Annotated in this window: 11 protein-coding genes and 1 pseudogene; 2 read left to right on the top strand and 10 right to left on the bottom strand. The window is 36.7% G+C overall.

Translation table 11 applies throughout. The features are described from left to right. Nucleotides 1-322: 322 nt before the first annotated feature. The 5 genes from ACAY00_RS11055 to ACAY00_RS11075 all read right to left on the bottom strand — a co-directional run bounded on the left by ACAY00_RS11055 (nucleotide 323) and on the right by ACAY00_RS11075 (nucleotide 8,534). Nucleotides 323-937, bottom strand: a complete 615-nt coding sequence (locus tag ACAY00_RS11055; RefSeq protein ID WP_371373448.1) for a hypothetical protein — start codon at nucleotides 935-937, stop codon at nucleotides 323-325. 238 nt (nucleotides 938-1,175) lie between these two features. Next, complete coding sequence (locus ACAY00_RS11060; protein ID WP_371373451.1) at nucleotides 1,176-1,676, bottom strand: hypothetical protein; 501 nt, start codon at nucleotides 1,674-1,676, stop codon at nucleotides 1,176-1,178. A 13-nt stretch (nucleotides 1,677-1,689) separates the two neighbouring features. Further along, nucleotides 1,690-3,726, bottom strand: coding sequence for a hypothetical protein (locus ACAY00_RS11065; RefSeq protein WP_371373454.1), 2,037 nt, complete (start codon nucleotides 3,724-3,726; stop codon nucleotides 1,690-1,692). Continuing rightward, nucleotides 3,726-8,216: a hypothetical protein gene (locus ACAY00_RS11070; RefSeq protein ID WP_371373458.1), complete on the bottom strand. Its 4,491-nt coding sequence runs from the start codon at nucleotides 8,214-8,216 to the stop codon at nucleotides 3,726-3,728. Before ACAY00_RS11070 ends, ACAY00_RS11065 begins: the two co-directional genes overlap by 1 nt. Nucleotides 8,217-8,309: 93 nt before the next feature. After that, a complete protein-coding gene (locus ACAY00_RS11075) occupies nucleotides 8,310-8,534 on the bottom strand; it encodes a DUF2188 domain-containing protein (protein WP_101215510.1) in 225 nt (74 codons plus the stop codon). 228 nt (nucleotides 8,535-8,762) lie between these two features. Between ACAY00_RS11075 and ACAY00_RS11080 the strand changes: the two genes are divergently transcribed. Then, nucleotides 8,763-9,635 carry a helix-turn-helix transcriptional regulator gene (locus ACAY00_RS11080; protein ID WP_371373461.1) on the top strand — a complete coding sequence of 291 codons (873 nt, stop codon included), beginning with the start codon at nucleotides 8,763-8,765 and terminating at the stop codon, nucleotides 9,633-9,635. 58 nt (nucleotides 9,636-9,693) lie between these two features. On the opposite strand, the gene ACAY00_RS11085 is transcribed toward ACAY00_RS11080, so the two are convergent. Continuing rightward, nucleotides 9,694-10,089, bottom strand: a complete 396-nt coding sequence (locus ACAY00_RS11085; RefSeq protein WP_371373464.1) for a hypothetical protein — start codon at nucleotides 10,087-10,089, stop codon at nucleotides 9,694-9,696. A gap of 586 nt (nucleotides 10,090-10,675) precedes the next feature. Continuing rightward, nucleotides 10,676-11,866, bottom strand: a pseudogene (locus ACAY00_RS11090) (IS3 family transposase). Between the two features lie 421 nt (nucleotides 11,867-12,287). Between ACAY00_RS11090 and ACAY00_RS11095 the strand changes: the two are divergent. After that, nucleotides 12,288-14,081, top strand: a complete 1,794-nt coding sequence (locus ACAY00_RS11095) for a hypothetical protein (RefSeq protein WP_371373468.1) — start codon at nucleotides 12,288-12,290, stop codon at nucleotides 14,079-14,081. 55 nt (nucleotides 14,082-14,136) lie between these two features. On the opposite strand, the gene ACAY00_RS11100 is transcribed toward ACAY00_RS11095, so the two are convergent. The 3 genes from ACAY00_RS11100 to gcvH form a co-directional block, all read right to left on the bottom strand. Next, on the bottom strand, nucleotides 14,137-15,450 hold the full coding sequence (locus tag ACAY00_RS11100; RefSeq protein WP_371373471.1) for a hypothetical protein: 1,314 nt from the start codon (nucleotides 15,448-15,450) through the stop codon (nucleotides 14,137-14,139). Nucleotides 15,451-15,715: 265 nt separating this feature from the next. After that, nucleotides 15,716-18,610 (bottom strand): aminomethyl-transferring glycine dehydrogenase, encoded by a 2,895-nt coding sequence (gene gcvP, locus ACAY00_RS11105; RefSeq protein ID WP_371373474.1) that lies wholly within the window; start codon nucleotides 18,608-18,610, stop codon nucleotides 15,716-15,718. 82 nt (nucleotides 18,611-18,692) lie between these two features. After that, entirely contained in the window at nucleotides 18,693-19,082 is a 390-nt protein-coding gene (gcvH, locus tag ACAY00_RS11110; protein ID WP_371373477.1) for a glycine cleavage system protein GcvH, read from the bottom strand. Between the last annotated feature and the right edge of the window lie 127 nt (nucleotides 19,083-19,209).

Below are 19,209 nucleotides of genomic sequence, written 5' to 3' on the forward strand. Positions count from 1 at the left end.
GCCTTCAGTAACAGATCATTCTCGTTATCAATTACTGTTAATCAATATACAGTAATCAAACTTTCTAGCTACCTAATAAAAATTATTGTTTTATTTGTGAAAAAAAAGACAAACCGAAGTTTGTCTTTTTTCTGTTTATCTGAATTTTAACTATTCAGAAATTCTTGAGGATTATTAATTAAGTTGGTTAATTCAGGGGCTGTTTATTTGGATATTTTCTCTACATTCTAATAATGGAAGTTGGTTAACTACTCAACAAATATAGAAAATGAACTACAACTTTAAATAATTAAGTTGGTTAACAAAAATTTAAAACGCTCGTTTAGAATTTATCTATTTTCAAACGTTTTATTTCCTCTTTTAATTCAGATAAAACTAGATCCGTATCTATCTGTTTTATATTCTCTTTCACATGCTTCTTAAGCATTGGGTCTGTAGTTAAATTAATTCTCACTGTTAAATTGTCTTCCTTCTCACTCTTTTCGATATTCTCAATGAGAAAACTTTCAAAATTCCACGCATCAATCACTTTATCAATGTTTCTATCCAAAACTTCTTTTCTTTCCTTAGGTTTTGAAAGGTAATCCACAAGATTTTGATGCATCTCACTTTGCTTCCAAGCTTCTTTAACGGATTCACCTATAGTGTTTTTTAACAACCATAAACCTACGGCAGTTAATGTACCTCCAATTAAAATACTTCCCTTTTCTATTCGCTCAAAATAATAGGCATCTATATGATGTAAGGGCCCTTTTAACTTATCTCTTAAAGATTGTTTTTCTGAAGGGCTTATAGCACTGCTATTTATTAGATAAAATACTTCTTGATATTGTATTTCTCTTAGAAGGGACGATAATTTTTTTAGAAGCCCTCTTAGAGTTCTATCTGAGACTATATTTAGATCAGGGTGATAAATTTCGAAGGTAATATTTTTCATGATGTTAGGGCTCGAGTTCAGGCGTCTATTACTTGGTTTTTTCATAGATTTTTCATAGCTAGAACGATTGTTCTTAACTTGGAACGGCTGTTCTAAGTTAGAGCTGGTGTTCTAGCTTACGGCACTGAACCGCAAAGCCAATTCCTTTTTATAATAAATGTACGGTTAAGTCAAATAAACCTAACGCTTTATAAAAATAATATCAATAACTTATGGGGGATAACTTAGGATACTTACTTTATTGACTAGCAAGTAATTCTACAAACTTCGATTTAGCTTGTTCGTAATACTTAAGGTGATTGAAATCAACGTTTCTTACTTTTTTTATATACCTATCTTCTTTAGGCAATATAAAGTTATGCAATTGGGTTCCATTAAACTGGCCCTTCAAATCTAAATAAAATCGACGGGGATCATTATGCTTTGCAATACTCATCATCCTATATTGCTCTGTCCTAGTTTTATTATCTTTACCAGCTAAGTAATAGATTGCATTATGTTTAAGTGTGAACTCTCCGATTGCCACATCATACAGAGGCATGAAACCGTGAAGTTCACCTGCTTTCCTAGCAAAAACAGGTATTTCTAACTTTACAGGACCTTCGTGCATAATAATAATTGTCGGCCATGTTCTTTTTCGAGGGTAACTCAAAAACTCTGATTCAAAGTCATCAGAGAACGTAACTTTAGGATTAGGTTTCTCTTCAAAATTAATGTTCAGCTTATCAATTAAATTCATATAACCTACCTTATTAATTTTCTAGGTATAGCTTGGCAATTTTTTCCAATAGCGAACTTTTACTTACTTCATTTATTTTTAAAATATCTTCAGTGAACGAATTAAAAAACAAATGTGTTATTGGCTGTTCCAAAGCATTCAACAAATCACCATTACTGTTAAAGGTGAGTAAGTTATAAATACGATTTTGCTTTGCTATATCTTGATTAGGTCTTTGCTTTTGGGCTACAAAGTAGAATAGATCGACGCCAGCTTCTTGCAGGTAAACATGATGATACTGCTTGCGTTCTTTCGGCAATAAATAGTAAGGCAATACAGAACTTTCAATGCTGCTTTGTCGATTGACGGTTCGTTCATCACTTTCTGCAACTGAAATAGAATCAACTAATGTGTTACCAATAATCTGAGGTACACGTATTGTGCTATATGTCGTAAGTAAAACATCATTATCTTCATCGTATAAATAGAAACTACCGTTGTGAAAGTTTCGTTCTCCAAAAAAAGAACACTCTAATTTCAATCTAGCTTCAGATTTAATCACCTGGTTATTTGTTATTTTTAATACATTGTCTTTTATCGTCACTTCAACAACTGATGCAAAAAAGTTATTTTTTCTTCTTGCCGTTTTTCTTACATAAACAAGCTTTAAGCTTGCACTAGGCAAGTTAATGTCTGTAAATTGCTGATTAATGAAGACACTCTGTTTTAACCACAATTCAGATTTAATTCTTTCTAACTTATAGGGGGATATCGCATAGCGTTCTTCATCACCTTTTACTATCGATTCTTTATCCGATTCAGAAAAGTTTAGCCCCTGTATAACAACCTGCGTTTGTGATTCAAATTTATCAATTTTTAATCGTGTATAGTAATCAAGGTTCTGCTTTTGCGAAAAATTTGTATTGCAATAAGCATCCCAAAAGCCAGTAAACACCCTATCTGGCTCACAAGATAAAGTGATACTAGAATTTCCATCCCCTTCATTTAATACGATATAACTTATATCCGGTGACATATCTTCAATTGCTAATGAAGGCTTAACAATTGACAGACCAGTTTTCTCGAACTCTGAATGAAGCTGAGATAAAGCTTTATCTTTTTTCACCGGGTCAAAATCACGCCCTAAATTATCTATTAGAACAATGTTTGAGGGATGCTCTTTTTCAGACTCTAAAAATTGATCAGTTACATGCGTTGCATTAAAGATGCGTGGTTCAAATGCTATATCTAGTCTATTTAATATGCCTTGTAATATGTCAGAGATAAGGTTTTGTGCATAATTAACTGAAGCTGGATACTTATCACCAAAAGACATAAACTTGCGTTTGGAGAATTTCGTGGCGCTAATATCTCTACTTGCCTGATAGGAAAACTCTTTGTTTTTAAATAACGCTTTAGTCTCATCTAGATCTGCTGTTACAGCTTCCAACTTTTGAGTTTTAAAAACCTTCTTCTTCAACTCAAAACACAATTCTTGAGTGGGCGAAAAATAAATTTCAGGTTTAAGCACTTCAAAATATGCCGTTCCATTCTTTTTTTCTCGACCAGACCTTTGCACGCTCAAGTAAAGCTCTGCGTTATAAAAGCTTGGAGAAAACTCATATTTATCCTTGGTTTGCTCCATAAACTCTGTCTTAAGCTGCAAGCTAATTAGTCCAGATATCAAACGCTCCTTTTGTGATTTACTTAGTTGAGATAATTCCTCAACCAATACAGCGTAGTTAGGTAAAATATGAGTTAAATAGAAAAAATATACTTCATACGAGCCATTGTTATATAGCTTTACCATCTCATATTGAACATTTTTATCTTTAGATAACTTAAGCTCTCTACGAATTGATATTTTTATCTCTCGATGAATTCTTTGCTCAAATTCAGCTTGACTCTTTTCTTCCTTAACGAAAGACTTAGACTTACAGCCTATGTATAAATCACTATTAAGTGATTGAAATAATGATGCTATAAGTTCATTGAGCTCACCGTGAACATCAATAATATTAGTGGATGCTGCTGGCATATTATTGGCAAGAATAGTACTTTGATAAGTCATTACACATTTCCTTGAAGTAAAGTTGATACCACACGATTAAGTGCAATTCTTTGTTTAAGCTGACTACCGTCAAAATATTGTGTGGTTTCACCATATGCATTTCTTTTGTGTTTTGGTCTATAGCTAGATTCTTCTTTAAAAAGGTTCAAATAATAGAGTTTCCCGCTGTTATCAACTTCTTGCTCATGGTTCAATGAATTGTTCTCTAAGCGCCCATTTACATACATGTAATGAACTTCATCATAAGTACAACTAACGTATTCTGAGATAGTATTAATCTTTGATAGTGCTTTTTTATGAGTACTTTTAGAAAGCACGGCTTTATCTAAACTAGATGACCAATTCTTAACGTCAATGCATAACAACATTCCCTCGACTTCTACATAAAAGTCAAAAAGCTCATACGCTCTTTTTCCAACCCTTTTAATAACTTCCTGAGTAGATAGCGGAGTAACGTTAAGTTTATCTAGGAGCAGAGAAAACAAGTGTTCTCCTACATTACCTTTAATCAATTTGATAAATTTTGGGTGAGGTACATACTTTTGGAAAGCACCTAAGGATATTGATGCACTTTCACGAACGAGCGTTGTGACAAGGTTATCCTGAGTGAATTCCATTTTACTGGTGTAGTCTAAAGATATCATTTTTTCTGGGCGATATAGGCGATCTCCATTGACTATATCAGTCAATATTTCTGGAGATTTATCGCTGTAACAGAGCTTTAAACTCTGCTTATTTCCGTCTAACCGTATGTACATTTTATCAATTGCTGCGGCGACCAATTTATCACTTTTTGCTATTTGAGATGCTTGTAATTGTTGAATGTACTTTTCTGGGTTACTGGCAGACGTTATCTTTCTTAATAATTCATTAAACTCCATAGAATCATCATCACCTCTTCGGGCGTCTTCAATTATCTCGGGGACTGTTACTTCAAAAAATTCATTCAAAAGCTCTCCTGATGATTTGACCTCTAATTCAAACGCCTCTCTCTCAGACTCTGTTTTGAATCCGACCTCAAGGCTTCTTTCGTGACATTCAGTTTTAAAGCGATGATTTAGTAACGACATACTTTCGAAAAAAATGTCATTTTTAGGGTCTTTAGATAACCTCGAAAACTGAACAGCCGCTATATCAGCAATATCAGATGCCATATATATTTCACTAAGCATATTCGCATCTTTTCTTTCAATGCGACCAATGGCTTGCATAATAGCTTTCAGTAACTCAAGTTCATGCTCATAATTCAAGAATCGGTAATCTTTACCATGAACGAGATTTACCTCAAACTCGCTAAGTGCTTTGTCTTCAGAAGTATCTGAAATGCGCTTCATTATTGATAGACAATTAGCTAACGAATAAAGCGTTTTTTCGCCGGTTGCACTATCTTTTATAACTTGGCTCCAGAAAGGAGAATTAACTAACACCAGTCGCTCAAAATCAACCTCGAATCTACTCCCCGGTTCATTGAGGTATTCAACAAAATAGTTTAACCCTGTGCCGGCACCTTTGTAGGTAGACATAAACGCCAACTTCAAATTGTTTGAATCAACTTGAACAAACTTTCTAACATCAACCTCTTTATTAAGCTCAGCATTAAAAAGCACAGTTTGAATTACAGGTTTACCTTGGAAAGGAGTAAATTGGAATATTCTTCCCTTTTTATCTAACCCTCTAAATCCTTCAGGTTTAGCAGCTTTTCCTGCCCTTATTGCCATTACATATTTTTTTAAGGCTCCTAAAAAGTTACCCGATAACGCTAAAGATAGTGTATGTTTTCCATCATATGCACAAAGTAACCAGGCTGATAATTGCCTTTTAAATTCAATCGTTTTGTATTTATCTTGCTTATAACTGTAATCTTTTAACTTGCGATACCAGAGCTCAAAAGTAGCCTTAAAATCATCTGTTAGTACACGTTCATCTATAACTTCACGGTTTTCATCAAACACGTGAAACTGAACTTTCCTCAATTCAGCTCTTGTTTCTCTTAAATTAACGAGTGTATCTTTTGAATCTGAATCTCTAACAACAATTTCTACGCCTAGGTTATTAGTACCTTCACAACAGTATTTTCTCAAAAAAGGTTGGTTATATTGACCAACAATATTTTTATTTATGCCACTTGTAGCACTTAGCGCTATTACTGCATTTTGTGTATTGTGCAGCATCCGTAGAATTGAAACTTCGGGTTGTTCTTTAATTAAGTTCAAAGAAAAATTTACATAAGTGAGCTTTTCTAATGACGGCTCTCTAAATTCAAGTAACTTTTGTGGGATTAAAGAAAACACCGTTTTTGGGTGAAAGTATGTATAAAAATGATCAATCTGAATTTCCTCACTCTCATCTGGGCGATCAAACATACTTTCAACTTCAGATGCTACCGTTCTGGCTTTCTTCATGAATTTGTATAACGGGTAGTTTTGGCTACTATCTCCGCCCTGTTTCAGTGACTTAACAAATTCAGATGAAGATTTGAACTCTTTAGCTGCTGCTGCTAAAACAGCCATAGTTACTTGATAAACATCATGCAGCGATAAAGTGTTATCAGATTTATCGGTAGTATAATAAAGCTGGCATGTACCCGTACCATGAGCTAATCGAACTTTAATTCTTTTTAGACCATCTTCATTAAAGTAACGCTTAGGGGTAAAACAAAAAGCATTCCTTGTTAGATTAATTATTTGCTCTGCATCACCATGCCTTATCTGAACAAAATCAATATTTCCTGCAAATGTAGTTAAGACTGATTTCAAATTGAGACCCGCCGATAAATCACAATATTTAGAAAGGTTATCTTTAATCCTTTCTATAAAAGCTAACTTATCAGCGTAAAATGGCGTGTATTCAATATCACTTTCAACGGTTTCCGTTGCTTGCATATATATTCGATAAACACCGGCAAATACATGGGCTAGCTGAATATCTGGGGTAATTAAAGTAGTCGTTGCAGAATCAGAGAAAAGCTTGTGTGCATCATGTAATTCATCGATGACAACTGTAAAGCCTATTCCTTTATCACGGAAGTAATTAGAATCATCAGCCTCGAAAAAGTCCTCTTTTAAAAACTCGACTCTTTTCTCATGTTTATCAGATAGGTGAATACCGGTTCTAATATTAGAATCCGTCAGATGCTTTTTTCCACCAACAATGCAATCAAATGGCATTGATTTAAAGGAAAACAGTCCTTGATGATTTTTTTGAGGCAACCGAATATTAAGATCAAACTTGTTAGTTGTAGCAAGCATGATACAAGGTTTAACCATTGCTACAGAAAACGGAATACAGTGTTTAATAATTGCAGTTCGAAACATGTCTAATTCAGTATTAGACTCAAACAAAGCCTCTAAATCCACGGGGGAAGAATTATAATTTAAGCAGGCCAAAGATAAATCAAACAACGTTTTTTCCATATTTCTGCGCTGTTCTTCAAGTTGCTTCTTCAAGTCACTTATAAGCTCTGCATTATCCGCTTCATAGGTTTTTACCTCCGTATTAATACGGTTTTGAAGTGATTCAACTGTTCTTACTGACTGTGCAAGCCTAGTTAACCCTTTTTCTAACGATTTATACTTGGTTTTCTTCTTAATCCACGTTGTGTAAAGAACACTATTTTTTATTTTTTCGCCATTTGGTGAGCTAACCCAGCTCTCAAATTCGAGATCTGTAAGATCTAACATAGAAAGAAACGCGACAAACTCAATACCGGCGTTGTGTGCTTTACTAACTAAGCTTGAATCAAAATCAAATTGTGATTTTTGTGGACTAACAAAAACAAGGTTTGTAAATTGACCGCTAATATTTGGCTTAGTGGAATAATCTATGTACTCGGAAATAACACCATAGGATTTGCCAAAGCCAGTTCCATCATTTGATTGAATCAAACAAGGCCTATTGTGGTTAGTTACATTATACAATTGGGATGCATGAGCCCTATATTTATTAACTGCATCTTTCAGTTTATTTTCGGGTTGTAACTTACCAACGGAAACAGCTATAGGTTCGTCTTCTTGAAGGTATGTTCTGTCTGAAAATTGATACCCTTTAGAACTATCATGAACTAGAAGACCTGCCCTAACTAATTCATACTTTATATTCAGTTCACTTATCTCGAATTGCTCACTTAATAGAGATAGGCAATCTTGCAGTGGACTACTAATTTTGATCAATTCGGTTAGTGCCAACTCAAGTTGAGTTGCTCTTTCTGTAGATAACCTTTCAAATTGTGGATGAATACTAAACTGCTCAATAGAAACGTTAGCATCTCTTTTATAAAAAACACCATCTCTATAACTAGTACGGTTATTAGCCTTAAAAAAACCCATTTTAGCTAACATGAATAAAACAGCACGAGGTTCTTCATCAACTTGTTCAGCAATACAATGTATTACCTCACTTGACTCATTTACTTCCTTCAAAGCTACTAACTTTTTATCATGCATCTTAGCAATAACAAATAGTTGCTCTTTTTTTCCATTAGTCCATTTCATGAATAATCTCTAATACTATTAATCTTCAAATTACATTACATAATAAGAAATACCGTAGCTTTGCCTACCAGCAGTAATTACATTTAAAACCATTTAGCCTTTCGGTGGATATGGATCATTACCGTAACTATTTTTCTCTCTGATTTGACCGTTCTTACCATGTATTAGCATTTCTGAACCTTGATTCTGTGCGATAGAGCGAGCCTGTGCTGCCGCTTCTGCCTGCGTGCTGTGAACTGATGTAGCTTTAGAGTTACCAGCGCCTTTAACAGCCCAACCAGAGTCATGTGGTACTACATGTTGATTTTTTCCTGACATTTTTTACTCCTTATTAAACAATTTAATAAACCTATATAGCGAACATATCTAGGTGCTCACACAACCACCCGCGCAGTTCAATTAATAATCTACCGTATACTGATGATACAATCAAGATATAATTTTAAGGCAGTAACAAAACCATAAAGACTTTATCATGGTATTGTATTTGTACTCTAATGAAATCTATGCTATACAAGCCTTATTATAAATAAACGATGCTTAAAGATGATTGATCTCAAACATTTACCTTCACAACAAGTAAGCCGATTAAGGTACATAGAGTTTTGCCTAAGATTTCTAGGTAGCTTTACCAGAGCTGATCTTATTAAGAAGTTTGGGATAGGAACTGCGGCTGCAAGTAGAGATATTGCTGAATATAAAAATCTGATGCCAAACAACATCTCTGATTCATCAAATTCAAAAAACTATTTCTTAAGTGAGGATTGGAAAGAGCTATTCAAATTCAAATCTTCAGAGGTTTTAGCACAACTTACAGGAAATGAAATTCAAGCTAATACAAAGTCTTATATATCGAGTGAAGTGATCGATATTATTGATGAACCTGATATTGAGGTTGTTACAGCAATAACTAAAGGAATTCTTCAACGAGCTCCTATTAAATGTGAGTATTTCTCCAACTCAAGTGGTGCAAGTGAAAAAATACTAATTCCACACTCTTACATGTTTAATGGTTCAAGATGGCACTTAAGGGCTTATGATAGAACAAAGGGTCGATTTGCCGATTTTGTAATTTCTAGATTTAAAAGTGCTCATACTATTGAAGAACCAGTATTGCCTAAAGAGCTTCAGAACGAAGATGTTCAATGGAATCGTCAAGTCGATTTAGAAATTATTCCTCACCCTAGCTTAAAAGATTCAAGTGGCGTTTTAAATGAATTCAACATGACTGATGGGATTCTTCACAAACGAGTACGAGCATCATCAGTTGGTTACTTACTTCAAAAGTTATATGTTGATTGCTCAAAAGATCCTATCGTTGAAGAACATTACTTTAGATTAAAACTTAAAAATCGCTTGGCATTATACGGAGTAGAAGGTCTCCACCTAGCTCCTAATTTTGATGGATTTAATGATTAATTTTTTAGTTAGTTGTATTAGCTAACAGTTGATACAACTAACTATTCATTTATCAACATCATATCAATTTAAACGCTTTAGTGAAGTTTTTAGGGTGTTGATGAAACCTTACATGGCCTTTGGCATTCAATCGTTTTCGTATTTGTCTGAAAAGTGGCGTGATATAACCCCAATTACCAACTCTTGAAAAATAAATGACGTAGTCAATTTTTGCGTCACCCCATTTATTTTCTACTAGATTTTCTTCATCATTGGTTTCAATTGATTTAACTTGGATGCGATAAAAATCATCGCCATCAGAGATAACAAAATCGGTTTTTAAACCATGATCTATCATGGGAAGAAAAACATCCCAACCATCATTGAGCAGCCAGCTTGCTGCTAGTGTTTCATATGAAAGGCTTTTGTAATGTTTTAAAGATTGGTTTGCTGGAGTTGAGTTTTTTACAGGCATAGTTATATCCGATATAAATTAATGCCGCAGGCCAGTAGGAACCTCTATATGCTGCGAACCCGGTATCGTACTCGATTACCGCCAATTTAATATCACCATACAACCTAAAGAGTTTGTATCTAATAGAAAGGCTGCCAGCCTTGCAATTTCCCGTAACGGGTAGCATGCATAAATGCTATTATCAGACGTAACCGCCTGTGATAAAGCTTGAATGTAAATTAGCAAAAGGTGAGGTTATCTTCAACCCTTACACTTAAAGTAAGAGTTGTGAGTACTTCAAACCCTAATACTCTATAGTTGCAAACCACGGGCGAAATTATTTCCCTTGAAAAACTACCTTTTTGAAAAAATCACTCCCAGAATAGAGCGTGAAAACCTTACCAGAAGCTTGCAGTTCTCCTGACTGATATAGTGGAACAATGACTTCTTTATATATTGAGTCTAGTTTTTCTATTGGTGTGTTATCTGAGTTTCCCATCCCTGCATAATACCCTAGATGAAAAGAACCATCGTCTTGAGATACTAGTAGGTTAGGAGTACCAAATTCATCACTGCTCCACTCTTTAAGCTTGCTTATGTGTAGTGGTCAAGTTAAATTGGCCACAGTTTTATAGTTTTGCCAGTATCTTTCTTCTGACTCGTTTGGCGACAAACCACCATTATGCTGATGTGGCCTGACTTGGCTGTAATATCCAATAATATATTTCGTTATTTCTAACTTAGCTTCCTTGAAACTACTGTAACCCGTTGTTGGAATCCATTCCGTTTTTAAACTTCTGAAGAAACGCTCCATTGGAGCATTGTCCCAACAATTCCCGCGGCGACTCATGCTTTGTTTTATCTTATAGCGCCATAATCTTTGTCTGAATTTACGACTGGTATAATGGCTCCCCTGGTCACTATGGAACATGAGGTTTTGCGGACGTCCTCGCAGTTCATAAGCCATCGTCAAGGCCTTAACGGTTAACTCGCTGTCTGGAGAGTGGGATATGGCCCACCCAACAGGTTTTCGTGCGAATAGGTCGATTACAACCGCTAAATATGCCCAACGATTTCCTGTCCAAATGTAAGTAACATCACCAGACTTGATTTGGCTCCACAACGTCAAACTGTCGCTCGAGCAAATTAGGAATGGCTATATGCTCTTTCGATGCTTTCTTATAGGCATGCTGCGGCAGTTGGCAACTGACTAACCCAAGCTTTTTCATGAGCTTACTGGCTCGGTAACGACTCAACGTGAGGTCACTGTCGTCTTGAGTGACTATCTCGCTAATGGTTCTCGCTCCAGCAGAGCGACCGCTTAACTCATGTGCTTCTTCTACTTTATTGAGCAACGTACGTTGCTCAATCGAAGGAGACTTATCGCGTTGTTGCCAATACTTATAATTGCTGCGATGAACACCAAATACGTCGCATAACACTTTCACTGGATATTGGCTTTTTTGGCTCTTATTGAGTTTTTCGATTATTTCGAATTGTTCAGTGAGTCCGACATCAACAGAGCGCTAGCCTTTTTTAATATTTCTTTCTCTAACTCAATGCGTTCGATTTTTTTCTCAAGCTCACGTATTTTGAGTTGCTCTGGCGTCATTGGTGTCGCCTTCGGCGACTTACCTTGACGTTCTTCTTTTAGCTGTTTCACCCATTTACTAATGGTTGAATAACCTAAACCCATCGCCTTGGATGCTTCTTCATGGGTATAACCATGATCAATAACCAACTGGGCGGTTTCTAATTTAAATTCGGGGCTAAAATTCTTACGCGACTTCTTAGTCATTTAATTCACCTAATATTGCTATGAACGGATCATAACATCCTCTAATTAGGTGGCCAAAATAACTATGCCACTACAAACCCATAAAGGATGAAGTCAACAAACATATCAAATCAGTATTGTCAGAATATAATCTTGAATTAGAAGAATTAAGTGAGCAATTGTTAGGCTGTGTTGATTTAGATGATATATACACCAGTATGGTAGATAGGTACTCAGGGAGAGAACATGACTTTAGCAGTGATAGTGAGAAGGATTCTCATCACTCTCTAGATGAAATTGACGACCTTTTTGAGAGACCAAATTTATAAATAAAAGGCGAGCTATTAAGCAGAGCCTTTCAGTTAACGTGTTGATAAATGTTAGCTGAACAACAAAAAATGTCCTATAATTAATCAGTTACGGTTGTTATAGGGCTTTTTTTATGCTTAAAAAATCTTCAGAGGGGAAAAAAGAGAAAATAATACCTGAAACCTTTGATGGTATTCAGGTGAATTGCTGTAACAATCCTTTGTGTATAAACTACGGTGTTGACCCTCATTACAATAACATAATAAAAAAGAGAAAGTCATCATCTTCTGTATATAAAGTTCAGGCATCGGGTAAAAACTCCCCTGTAATCTTCTGTGATCAATGTCTTTCAAGAGTTCCTATCAAAAGCAACAAGAGTCTTTCAGAAGAGTTTAATAGGATAAATAAATTTAGAGTTGTGGCTAAAACTTGTTGCCCTACAATTGATTGCCCAAATAACAATATCGACATTGCAAATTCTGATTCGTATCGTTTTTACGGCAAAACGGCTGCTGGCTCTCAGCGATACCAATGCCTATCCTGCAAGAAAGTCTTTTCAAAGCCGAATAAAAGAAGAAAGCAAAGAGTAAGCCATAAAAATCGAACTATTTTTAAAGCTATTGTTGCTCAAGTTCCTGTCCAGGGAATTCTTGAAATAGCAGAAATAAATCCAGAAACTTTCTACAACCGAGTCGGATGGATCTATGAAAAGGTTCAAGAGTTTATGGGAGAAAGGGAACTTAAATTTTCGGAAACAGGATGTGACAGGCTTTATTTATCTTGCGATAGGCAAGTTCAAACGGTCAATTGGCCTGAACGAAAAGATAGAAGAATTATTCAGCTTTACGGACTAGCCACTGTTGATAATAGAAGTCGATATGTCTTTGGTTGGGATTTTAATGTTGACCACGATATTTCTCAAGAAGCTATTCTTAATGACCCGATTCTTGAGCTAGAAAAGGATAAAAGACCACAGCATCGAAAATATGCTAGGTTGTGGCTTCCTGATGAATTTAAACAGCAAGAAACTGAATTTTTAGAAAAGGCTTTACACGAGAAAGATCCTAACCCTTTAAAGCTAGATGTAGATAGTCCAGAATACCAAATATGGCTTACGGAATATAAGCATTCTATTCAACTTAACTTAGATGCTATTGATGAGCCAAATGGTGATGTTAGATTGCCAAAACAGGGTATGTTAGTTCATAGCGACTACTCTACATATGCCCACTTTCTTGCCAATAAAGAAATGTTTAAATCAGTTGAAAAGGTTCGATTCTTCGTTGATAGAGAGCCTTCAATACGGAACGCTATTAATATAATTTTTAATGACCGAATTACTGCCAGAACTGCTGATGGTTGGTTTGTTGCCAATGGTAAGAACATCTCTGTAAATCAAAGAACATACATGATTAAACAATTTGAAAGGCAGATGCAGTTAAAAACAGGAATCGCATGGAAAGACTTAGATAACACCTCAAAATATCAACTTATCCAAGAGCTTTACCGTCATGAAATTGAAAACCAAATTCCAATCGAAAATGGTAGCCGAAAAACTTGGGTAAGGTGTCCTATACCAACCATGTACGAACCGCAAAAAATGGTAAGAATGTTTACTGACTTAGGAGATTACAGTGAAGAACATATGATTAATCTTTACCACAAGGCAAGTCTTCATGGTGTTGAGGGTTTCTTTAAGGTGGCTAGAGATAAAATTCGTATGTTTAGCCGAGATTCAACGAGTGCCAGTACAAACAACAAATGGTATGGCTTCAGTCCTTATAGAGTAGATATGATATCAAAGCTATCAGGCATATTTCGCTTTTATCACAACTATATGAAACGAAGAGGTGAGCAACATGAAGTTCCTGCTGTTAAACTTGGTTTAGCCAAAGCACCAATAAAAATTGAATCATTACTATACTGATCAGAACTAAAAAATAAGGCACTGATTAATCAGTGCCTTTTAAAGTTATCTATATTTAACTAGCTTTATCAGTAACTATTTGCTCAACGGAATCATTGCCTGATTGCTTAGGGTGTTGTTTTCCAATATTAGGGGTTACTTTATCTACAACGTTCAAAACTTTATCCCTTAATTCAGGAACATTTTTCATAATGGATTTAAACTGTTCTGAATCAAAAAATTCATGCCAAGGGCTTGAGTGATGATTGTTTTCAAGTAATCTCAATGGTGGCTCTTCTAATCTTGCCAGCGCAGATTCAAACAACCTTGATTCCATTTTTTTATCAATAGTATTAGCTTCCCTTTTATAGCCTTCATAAGCTTTTGACGTTGAGGATTTAAAACCATAATCTTCAGCAAGTTTAAACCTTTGATTTATTTGTTTTGTCGATAACCACGCAAACCACAATGGAGCACCCAAACTAATAAAAGCTAATACAAGATGGATTGCTACCGTACCCCAAGAAAAATTTGGAGCAGCAAGTAAAGTTGTTAGTGCATCTACTCTTGCAGAGCCAATATGCCAAATACCCCACAATGAAAGTAAAAGACCTATTACCCATACCCACATGGCATATGCCATTTTAGTAGCCCTTTGTTCGAATGCACCTGCCAATCCTTTACTGGTGGTAACTCTGTATGCATCTTCACAATTTTCAACCAATTTATCGGACTTAACTTTATTAGAATCTAATGATTCCAATAGCTGTTTTGATTTAGTGTTGGCATCTTCAATTTTTGAAAGGATCACAATGGATTTTTGATTTGCTTTTTCAAGCTCAATACGGGCTTTTTTCAAATCCTCTAAATCAGAAGGTAGAGATTCTGCTGTCTCATGTGCTTCGTTAATTAGCTTGATCTTATTAGTTAAGTCTTCTTCATCGACTTCAATGTTTTGAATTTTTGTGTTTAATGTTTTTAACCTTCTATGAACAGCAGGAGGCATTGCCTTATTATCGTTTTCTACAATCCAAGTTAATTCTGAATCAATAAGCGTTTCAAGCAATTCCAAGGTAATCAAGAAAGAAGATATAGCCGTAGGATAGCTGTTGTGAAATAAGTTAGGTACGCTTCTTGTTTTAAGGCTCTTTATCTTATCTGGAAATTCTTCTAAATATTCTAATGTTGTCTCATCTTCAATGGTTAAATCGGCAATTCTAATCTTTTCTGCTAATGCAGTAGGGATGTACGCTAAGTCATGTCTATTTAAAGCAGGATATGCTGGAGAGTTTTGCATATCATTTATATTTCTGTCGTCATTAGAAATTTTCTCTACCGATAAGGATAAATCGTCTAATGAATCGCATATGTCTTCTAATATCTTTTGCATTTATTACTACCTATTTTTTATTTATGTACTTTTACATAAGAACATATCAATATTCCTTGTCAATAGGAACAATATATACGTAAGATACTGTTATTACATACAAAAAAAGCAAGATGTTGTGGCATCTTGCTTTTTTACTATTTCAACACGTTAACTGAAAGGCTCTGCTATTAAGCTCGCCTTTCACTATTTTTACTTTCAAACTTTATTAAAGTTTCAAACTTTTTTTGTTGTTTCAAACTTTATTCGACAGTGACAACAACACTTATTCAGCATCCATGTAGGTTTCTACTGCAGGGCATGAACAAATTAGGTTGCGATCGCCGTATACGTCATCGATACGGTTAACGGTTGGCCAGAACTTGTTGTTTGCTGCCGCTGGTACTGGGAATACTGCCTGGCTTGTTGAGTATGCACGGTTCCAGTTAGCATCAGTGATGTCAGCTAAGGTGTGTGGTGCATTGTGCAGCGGGTTATCTTCTAATGTCCACTCGCCGCTTTCTACTTTGGCAATTTCAGCACGGATAGAAGTCATTGCTTCAATGAAACGGTCAAGTTCCACTTTGCTTTCAGACTCTGTTGGCTCAATCATTAGCGTGCCAGCAACTGGGAATGACATAGTTGGTGCGTGGAAACCGTAGTCGATTAAACGCTTAGCCACGTCCATTTCCGTAATGCCAGAAGCTTCTTTAATTGGGCGTAAGTCAACAATACACTCGTGCGCAACGCGGCCATTGTTACCCGTGTATAAAATTGGGTAGTGTTGGCTTAGCTTGCTTGCTAAGTAGTTGGCATTGGTAATGGCGTATTTGGTTGCATCAGTCACACCTTTTTTACCTAACATCGCAATGTAAAGGTAAGAAATACATAAAATACCAGCAGAACCAAATGGCGCTGCAGAAACCGCACCGTTACCTTGTAAGTCGTTGTTAAAGTCAATTAACGCATGGCCTGGTAAGAATGGTGCTAAGTGTGATTTAACCCCAATTGGTCCCATACCTGGGCCACCGCCACCGTGTGGAATGGCAAAGGTTTTGTGTAAGTTTAAGTGCGATACGTCTGCACCAATAAAACCTGGGCTAGTAATACCAACTTGCGCGTTCATGTTGGCACCGTCTAGGTATACTTGACCACCGTGTTGGTGAATGATTTCACACACTTCGGTAATGGTTTCTTCATATACACCATGCGTTGATGGGTAGGTGATCATGATACACGATAGGTTTTCAGCATGCTCTTGTGCTTTTGCACGAAGGTCTTCTAAGTCTACGTTGCCGTGCTTGTCACATGCCGTTACCACAACTTTCATCCCTACCATTTGCGCTGATGCAGGGTTTGTCCCGTGCGCAGATGATGGAATTAAACAGATGTTACGGTGACTGTCGCCACGGCTTTCGTGGTATTTGTGAATCGCAATAAGACCGGCGTACTCACCTTGCGCACCAGAGTTAGGTTGCATTGAAATGTTGTCGTAACCGGTTAACTCTACCAACCAGTCGCCAAGTTCGTTGATCATTTCAGTGTAACCCTGAGCTTGATCAAGCGGTGCAAATGGGTGCATGTTAGCAAATTCAGGCCATGATACTGGGATCATTTGCGCGGTTGCGTTTAACTTCATGGTACAAGAGCCAAGTGAGATCATTGAATGGTTTAACGCCAAGTCTTTGTTCTCTAGCTTTTTGATGTAACGCAGCATTTCAGTTTCGCTGTGGTAACTGTTAAATACTGGGTGGGTTAAAATCGCTGACTCACGTTGTAAGCTTGCCGGGATTGAGCTGTGTCCAGATGCAATAATTTCGTTGTCTAGCTTAGCAACATCTAAGCCATGGCCTTCACCTAGTAGTACGTCAAACAGTTGTGCTACATCTTCACGCGTTGTGGTTTCATCAAGTGACACACTGAATTGACCTTCAACGTCGGTACGTAAGTTAAGGTTGGCAGCAAGTGCACGCTCAACAATGGCGTCTTTGTCGTCGCTGTTAAAGGTTAGGGTGTCAAAGTAGTTCGCATGAATCGCTGTTAAACCTTTTTGCGCCGTACCTAAACATAAAATGTCAGTTAAACGGTGAATACGATTCGCAATGGTTTTTAAGCCTTCTGGACCGTGGTAAATGACGTAAAATGCTGCCATATTGGCTAGCAATACTTGCGCGGTACAAATGTTTGAGTTGGCTTTTTCACGACGAATGTGTTGCTCACGTGTTTGCATCGCCATACGAAGTGCTTGCTTGCCACGAGTATCTTTAGAAACACCAATGATACGGCCCGGTAATGAACGCTTGTATTTATCTGATGTGGTAAAGAACGCCGCATGAGGACCACCGTAGCCCATAGGCACACCAAAACGTTGGCTTGAACCAATAACGGCATCAGCGCCTAGTTCACCCGGTGACTTTAATAGCACCAAAGACATAATGTCGGCGGCAACAGCAACAATGCCTTTTTTAGCGTGAATATCTTTAATTAGATCGCTAATGTCGCTAACTTCACCGGTTGCTGATGGGTATTGTAATAAGGCACCAAACACGTCGTGATCACGCACTTCTTCAGCTGGGGCAATAACAAGGTCAAAACCAAACATTTCAGCGCGTTGCTTAACCACGTCAATAGTTTGTGGGTAAACGTCTGATGAGATAAAAAAGGTATTGCATTTTTTGTTTTTAGAAACACGCTTAGCAAGCGCCATCGCTTCAGCAGCTGCTGTACCTTCATCAAGTAGTGAGGCAGACGCTAGTTCAAGACCCGTTAAGTCAATACACATTTGTTGGTAGTTTAACAGTGACTCCAAACGGCCTTGGGCAATTTCTGGTTGGTATGGGGTGTAAGCGGTATACCAGCCTGGGTTTTCCAATACATTGCGTAAAATAACATTTGGCGTTAGAGTGCCAAAATAACCTAAACCAATGTATGAAGTATTTACTTGGTTCTTTTTTGCAACCGTTTTTAAATCGCTTAAAGCTTTAACTTCGGTTTTGCTCTCACCAATGTTTGGCAAGTTATCAAGGCGAATATTGCTTGGTACGATTTCATCGATTAAAGCATCAACACTGTCAACGCCTAGGTCATTTAACATGTCCTGAGTTTGGCTTTGGCTTGGACCAATATGACGGCGGATAAAGTCTTCGTTTTGTTCTAATTGGGTCAATGATTGGGTAGACATAGATTCACTTACTGCTTTTTAGGGGGTAAAACAATAAACCCCGAACAAGCGTTCAGGGTTTATGCATTAATATTACTTAGGATTACTCTTCGTCAACGACGCTTTCGTAACCTTCTGCGTCTAATAAGGCGTCTAATTCAGATGCGTCATCAAGCTTAATGCGGAACATCCAACCGTCACCGAAGGCGTCTTGGTTTACAAGCTCAGGAGAGTCTTCTAATTCTTCGTTCACTGCAATAACTTCACCAGATACTGGCGCGTAAATATCAGAAGCCGCCTTAACAGACTCAGCAACAGCCACGTCATCACCAGTGCTTACGGTATCGCCAACTTCTGGTAATTCAACAAATACCATATCGCCAAGCAATTCTTGTGCGTGCTCAGTGATACCAACAGTTACAGTACCGTCACCTTCGTTACGAACCCACTCGTGTGAAGACGCATATTTCAATTCTGAAGGAATGTTGCTCATTTTTATTGTTCCTAAATTAAATTAAGTTAAAACTGGTTTATATACGATTATTAGCAGGAAAAAACGAAATAACACTGCTAAAAATTGACCAACACATTTAATGTAGTAAATATTTTGCTGGCCTTAA

It is taken from the genome of Thalassotalea sp. 273M-4, from assembly GCF_041410465.1.
Classification (GTDB): domain Bacteria; phylum Pseudomonadota; class Gammaproteobacteria; order Enterobacterales; family Alteromonadaceae; genus Thalassotalea_A; species Thalassotalea_A aquiviva.

Coding starts and splice junctions, on each gene's coding strand:
- ACAY00_RS11060 (WP_371373451.1), bottom strand. CDS start 1,676: ATGAATTTAATTGATAAGCTGAACATTAATTTTGAAGAGAAACCTAAT.
- gcvH (WP_371373477.1), bottom strand. CDS start 19,082: ATGAGCAACATTCCTTCAGAATTGAAATATGCGTCTTCACACGAGTGG.
- gcvP (WP_371373474.1), bottom strand. CDS start 18,610: ATGTCTACCCAATCATTGACCCAATTAGAACAAAACGAAGACTTTATC.
- ACAY00_RS11080 (WP_371373461.1), top strand. CDS start 8,763: ATGATTGATCTCAAACATTTACCTTCACAACAAGTAAGCCGATTAAGG.
- ACAY00_RS11095 (WP_371373468.1), top strand. CDS start 12,288: ATGCTTAAAAAATCTTCAGAGGGGAAAAAAGAGAAAATAATACCTGAA.
- ACAY00_RS11075 (WP_101215510.1), bottom strand. CDS start 8,534: ATGTCAGGAAAAAATCAACATGTAGTACCACATGACTCTGGTTGGGCT.
- ACAY00_RS11055 (WP_371373448.1), bottom strand. CDS start 937: ATGAAAAATATTACCTTCGAAATTTATCACCCTGATCTAAATATAGTC.
- ACAY00_RS11070 (WP_371373458.1), bottom strand. CDS start 8,216: ATGAAATGGACTAATGGAAAAAAAGAGCAACTATTTGTTATTGCTAAG.
- ACAY00_RS11085 (WP_371373464.1), bottom strand. CDS start 10,089: ATGCCTGTAAAAAACTCAACTCCAGCAAACCAATCTTTAAAACATTAC.
- ACAY00_RS11100 (WP_371373471.1), bottom strand. CDS start 15,450: ATGCAAAAGATATTAGAAGACATATGCGATTCATTAGACGATTTATCC.
- ACAY00_RS11065 (WP_371373454.1), bottom strand. CDS start 3,726: ATGACTTATCAAAGTACTATTCTTGCCAATAATATGCCAGCAGCATCC.